4 protein-coding genes and 1 pseudogene are annotated in these 5,240 nt (G+C 57.4%); 2 read left to right on the top strand and 3 right to left on the bottom strand.

Translation table 11 applies throughout. From position 1 onward, the window contains the following. The 3 genes and pseudogenes from APH41_RS19700 to APH41_RS19690 all read right to left on the bottom strand — a co-directional run. A pseudogene (locus tag APH41_RS19700) lies at window positions 1–90 on the bottom strand (NAD(P) transhydrogenase subunit alpha); the annotation flags it as partial. 15 nt (window positions 91–105) lie between these two features. After that, the gene (locus tag APH41_RS19695; protein ID WP_003187419.1) at window positions 106–1,227 is read right to left on the bottom strand and encodes a Re/Si-specific NAD(P)(+) transhydrogenase subunit alpha; all 1,122 of its coding nucleotides are present in this window, start codon (window positions 1,225–1,227) and stop codon (window positions 106–108) included. Window positions 1,228–1,679: 452 nt separating this feature from the next. Continuing rightward, window positions 1,680–2,579: a LysR family transcriptional regulator gene (locus tag APH41_RS19690; RefSeq protein WP_034129262.1), complete on the bottom strand. Its 900-nt coding sequence runs from the start codon at window positions 2,577–2,579 to the stop codon at window positions 1,680–1,682. Between the two features lie 156 nt (window positions 2,580–2,735). Between APH41_RS19690 and APH41_RS19685 the strand changes: the two genes are divergently transcribed. Together APH41_RS19685 and APH41_RS19680 are read left to right on the top strand one after the other, a co-directional pair. Continuing rightward, window positions 2,736–3,917, top strand: coding sequence for an acyl-CoA dehydrogenase (locus APH41_RS19685; protein ID WP_003187423.1), 1,182 nt, complete (start codon window positions 2,736–2,738; stop codon window positions 3,915–3,917). A gap of 13 nt (window positions 3,918–3,930) precedes the next feature. Further along, the gene (locus APH41_RS19680) at window positions 3,931–5,151 is read left to right on the top strand and encodes a CaiB/BaiF CoA-transferase family protein (protein WP_054920883.1); all 1,221 of its coding nucleotides are present in this window, start codon (window positions 3,931–3,933) and stop codon (window positions 5,149–5,151) included. Window positions 5,152–5,240 lie beyond the last annotated feature (89 nt).

The raw sequence follows: 5,240 nt of genomic DNA, 5'->3' as shown, positions 1-5,240 counted from the left end.
TGTTACGTTCCAGACCACGTGATAACCGACATAAATCGCCAGCACAAAGATGATCAGGTTGTAGATACCGGGGGAGATAAGCTCTTCCATCGTCTGAATCCCTGCTTAGGCGTTTTTGCGGATGACTTGGCCGTCGCGGCACATCAGGCACGCGGCGACGATGTCGTCTTCGAGGTTGATTTCAAACTGCCCTTCCTTGGTGAAGACCAGCTTCAGGAAGTCCAGCAGGTTGCGCGCATACAAGGCCGACGCATCGGCGGCGACAGCGCCCGCCAGGTTGGTCGGGCCGCAGATGATCACGCCGTTTTCCACCACGACCTGGTCGGCCACCGTCAGCGGGCAGTTGCCACCTTGGGCTGCAGCGAGGTCGATGACCACCGAGCCGGGTTTCATCTGCGCCACGGTATCGGCGCTGAGCAGGGTCGGCGCCTTGCGGCCCGGGATGAGGGCGGTGGTGATGACGATATCGGCCTGTTTGGCGCGTTCGTGCACGGCCAGGGCCTGGCGTTGCATCCAACTGCTGGGCATCGGGCGCGCATAGCCACCGACACCGACGGCGCATTCACGCTCTTCATCGGTTTCGTAGGGGACGTCGACAAACTTGGCGCCCAGAGATTCGATCTGCTCCTTAACCGCCGGGCGTACGTCGGACGCTTCGATCACCGCGCCCAGGCGCTTGGCCGTGGCGATGGCTTGCAGGCCCGCCACACCGGCGCCAAGGATCAGTACGCGTGCGGCTTTTACAGTGCCGGCAGCAGTCATCAGCATCGGCATGAAGCGCGGGTAGTGATGAGCGGCCAGCAACACGGCCTTGTAACCGGCGATGTTGGCTTGCGAAGACAGCACATCAAGGCTTTGAGCGCGTGACGTGCGCGGCGCGGCTTCCAGGGCGAAGGCGGTGATGCCGCGCTCGGCGAGCTTGGCGATGGTTTCGTTGCTGAACGGATTGAGCATGCCCACCAATACGGTGCCACTTTTGATCAGCGCAAGTTCGCTGTCGCTGGGGGCAACCACTTTGAGAATCAGCTCGGCGCCAAATGCGTCGTTGGCGCTGCCAATGGTAGCGCCTGCCGTTTCATAGGCACTGTCGACGATGCTGGCATTGATGCCTGCGCCGCTTTGTACAGTGACCTTATGGCCCTGGCCGATCAGCTTCTTGATGGTTTCCGGGGTGGCAGCCACCCGCGTTTCACCGGTCTGGGTTTCGAGAGGAACACCAATGTGCACGTCAAATCTCCTGCATGATCTTTTTGCTTTTGATCTTTTTGTAAAAAGGCCAGTGCACCGCGAGTGGCGCAACTGGGGCGGCCGATCAGCACGATCCCGCTGAAATGACAGCGGGGCGCGGCATTTTGCAGGCGAACTTTACGGCCATCAAGGGATTATGACGGGTGACGAAAAATTAACTACAAGTCACCCTGTGACTGATTGTCGCAACAGGCTGAAATAACCTCTTTAAATACAGGTCTTTAAAGGCGTTCAGGCGTTTTCGGTGCGTTTTTCCATTGCCAGTGTGAATAGTCGTGCATTGACCGGTAAGAGTCGCTACGAGCCATGAAATACATGGCTTTTAGCCTTATTTTTGGCTGACAAGTACAGTCTGTTTAAATGCGACATATACGTACATCTGTAGGCTCTTAATTTATTTGACTACAAAGTCAGTAATTGCGCTTTGTCCTTCATTTACTTGGGTTGTAGCGTCTTGACTGGTCGACCAGCCAGTCCCTGAATGCATGCAGAGAGGCCGATTCGACCTTTCTGTCAGGAATCATCAGGTAATAAGCCTTTTCGCTGGTCAGTGCTTCAGTGCTGGCGATTACCAATTGTTGCTCCTTCAGCTCCTGCTGGATGAGGAAAGGAGGGATCAGTGCGATGCCCATGTCATGTATGGCCGCTTGAGACAGCATCGAGAATAGCTCGTATCGAGGGCCTGTCATGTCGCGAGGGATGCTCAGTTGTTGGGCGTTGAACCATTGACGCCAGGCGTAGGGGCGTGTGGTCTGCTGCAGCAGTGGCAGCTCGGCGATCTGTTGAGGGGTGAAGTGCGTGCGGTCGCCGAGTAAGCGCGGGCTGCAGACCGGTACTGGGTTTTCGCCCATCAGCCTGTGGGATTGCGTACCCGACCAATCGGCATCTCCGAAGTAGATCGCCGCATCGAACTCGGTATCGGCGAACAGGAAGGGGCGTGTGCGGTTCGTCAGGTTCACCGTGACTTCCGGGTGCTGATGTTGAAAGTCCTTCAGGCGTGGGATCAGCCACTGCGTGCCGAAGGTGGGCACCACCGCCAGTTCGATCACATTGGCGCCTTGCTGGCCCATTACCGACAAGGTGTCGCGCTCCACGGCGTCCAGCTGTGTTGCAACCCTACGGCTATAAGACAGCCCCGCCTCCGTCAGCTTCACGCCGCGGCGTGAGCGGCGAAACAGCTCGACACTCAAAAACTCCTCCAGGCTGGCGATCTGTCGGCAAATCGCGCCTTGGGTGATGGAAAGCTCCATTGCTGCCTTGGTGAAGCTCTCATGGCGGGCTGCTGCCTCAAAGCTGATGAGTGCGGTGGTACTGGGGATTTTCCGGCGCATGTACATTGCCCTCACAGATAAAGCGAATTTACGGGCTTTTTGAGTGTTACGAAGTGAGAAATTAGCACAGGCCTATGCAAAAACCTCGTTTGCCCTCTGCGCAGACCGCGCCTAGTCTGGATCCACGACTTCTGATTTTTTCGCGAGGACTTATTCATGGCTGGCAAGGCAAGCTTCAACTGGATCGATCCACTGCTGCTGGATCAACAGCTCACCGAAGAAGAGCGCATGGTGCGTGACAGCGCCGAGCAATTTGCGCAGGACAAGCTGGCTCCTCGTGTGCTCGAAGCCTTCCGCCATGAAAAGACAGACCCCGCTATTTTCCGTGAGATGGGCGAAACCGGTTTGCTGGGGGCAATGATCCCCGAGCAATACGGCGGCAGCGGGTTGAACTACGTCAGCTACGGTTTGATTGCTCGTGAGGTCGAGCGTGTCGACTCCGGCTATCGCTCGATGATGAGTGTGCAGTCTTCCCTGGTCATGGTGCCGATCAATGAGTTTGGTACCGAGGCGCAAAAACAGAAGTATTTGCCCAAACTGGCCTCTGGTGAATGGATCGGTTGCTTTGGGCTGACCGAGCCCAACCATGGTTCCGATCCGGGCGCGATGATTACCCGTGCACGCAAAGTGGATGGCGGCTACAGCCTGACCGGCGCGAAGATGTGGATCACCAACAGTCCGATTGCGGATGTGTTTGTGGTGTGGGGTAAAGACGATGCGGGAGATATCCGTGGCTTTGTCCTGGAAAAAGGCTGGAAAGGTCTGAGCGCTCCGGCTATCCACGGCAAGGTGGGGTTGCGGGCTTCCATTACCGGTGAAATCGTCATGGATAACGTATTTGTGCCGGAAGAAAATATCTTCCCGGATGTACGTGGTTTGAAAGGGCCGTTTACCTGCCTTAACTCGGCACGGTACGGGATCTCCTGGGGTGCGCTGGGGGCTGCTGAGTTCTGCTGGCATACCGCGCGCCAGTACACACTCGATCGCCAGCAGTTTGGTCGCCCATTGGCTGCCACTCAGCTGATCCAGAAGAAGCTGGCAGACATGCAGACCGAGATTACCTTGGCCCTGCAAGGTTGCCTGCGCCTGGGGCGGATGAAGGATGAGGGTACGGCGGCGGTGGAGATCACTTCGATCATGAAGCGTAACTCGTGTGGCAAGTCATTGGACATCGCACGCATGGCCCGGGACATGCTGGGCGGTAACGGCATCTCTGACGAGTTCGGGGTGGCACGCCACCTGGTCAACCTGGAAGTGGTCAACACCTATGAAGGGACCCATGACGTGCATGCCTTGATCCTGGGGCGCGCGCAAACCGGTCTTCAAGCGTTCTATTAATAGGAGCATGGGCATGGGCGCGCTTTCGCATCTGCGAGTGCTGGATTTGTCGAGAGTACTCGCGGGCCCTTGGTCCGGGCAGATTCTTGCAGACCTTGGGGCCGAGGTGATCAAAGTCGAAAGGCCGGGCAGCGGCGATGACACGCGCGCTTGGGGCCCTCCCTTCCTTAAGGATGCGGATGGCGAGAACACCAGTGAGGCGGCGTACTACCTATCGGCCAACCGTAATAAAGAGTCGGTGACCATCGACTTTACGCGACCGGAAGGGCAGAAGTTGGTACGCGACCTGGCTGCCAAGTCGGACATCCTGATCGAAAACTTCAAGGTGGGTGGCCTTGCGGCGTATGGGCTGGACTACGAATCCCTCAAAGAGGTTAACCCGGAGCTGATTTACTGCTCCATCACGGGGTTTGGCCAGACGGGCCCCTATGCGATGCGCGCCGGTTACGACTTCATGATCCAGGGTTTGGGTGGGCTCATGAGCCTGACGGGGCGGCCTGAAGGGGATGAAGGCGCCGGGCCGGTAAAGGTTGGCGTAGCCTTGACCGATATCTTGACCGGGCTTTATTCGACCGTGGCTATCCTGGCTGCGCTAGCTCATCGCGATCACGATGGTGGTGGGCAGCATATCGACATGGCGTTGCTGGATGTGCAGGTGGCTTGCCTGGCGAATCAGGCGATGAATTACCTGACCACCGGGACGCCGCCGAAGCGCCTGGGCAACGCTCACCCTAATATTGTGCCCTATCAGGATTTCCCCACTGCCGATGGAGATTTCATTCTCACAGTAGGCAATGACGGGCAGTTCCGTAAATTCGCTGAAGTCGCTGGGCAACCACAATGGGCGGATGACGTGCGTTTCGCCACCAATCGCGCACGGGTGGCTAATCGCGCGGAGCTGATTCCCTTGATTCGCCAGGCGACGGTCTTCAAGACTACCGCTGAGTGGGTGTCGCAGCTGGAGCGAGTGGGCGTGCCGTGTGGGCCGATTAATGATCTGGCGCAGGTGTTTTCCGATCCTCAGGTCAAGGCGCGTGGCTTGGCGGTGGAGTTGCCTCATGCATTGGCGGGGATGGTGCCTCAGGTTGCGAGCCCGATACGCTTATCCAAGACGCCTGTAGAGTACCGGAGTGCGCCTCCTCTACTGGGCGAGCACACGCTTCAGGTGCTGCAAGGAGTTCTGGGGCTGGGAGCTGCTCATGTGGCTGCATTGAAGGAAGCAGGTGTTATTTAAGCTTTTCCTTCTATATAGATAGAAGTCCAGTGGAGAGCTGGTTGTTTTTTAGCCGAAGCTAACTTATTGATAGAAAAGCGGAATTAAGA

The sequence above is a fragment of the Pseudomonas sp. NBRC 111138 genome (assembly GCF_001320835.1).
Taxonomy (GTDB): domain Bacteria; phylum Pseudomonadota; class Gammaproteobacteria; order Pseudomonadales; family Pseudomonadaceae; genus Aquipseudomonas; species Aquipseudomonas paracarnis.
The sequence above is the reverse complement of the archived record's forward strand: the minus strand, read 5'-3'. Positions and strand labels throughout refer to the sequence as shown.

What these genes read in the sequence shown, in the direction of transcription:
- APH41_RS19690 (WP_034129262.1), bottom strand. Translation starts at nt 2,579, where the DNA reads ATGCGCCGGAAAATCCCCAGTACCACCGCACTCATCAGCTTTGAGGCA.
- APH41_RS19685 (WP_003187423.1), top strand. Translation starts at nt 2,736, where the DNA reads ATGGCTGGCAAGGCAAGCTTCAACTGGATCGATCCACTGCTGCTGGAT.
- APH41_RS19680 (WP_054920883.1), top strand. Translation starts at nt 3,931, where the DNA reads ATGGGCGCGCTTTCGCATCTGCGAGTGCTGGATTTGTCGAGAGTACTC.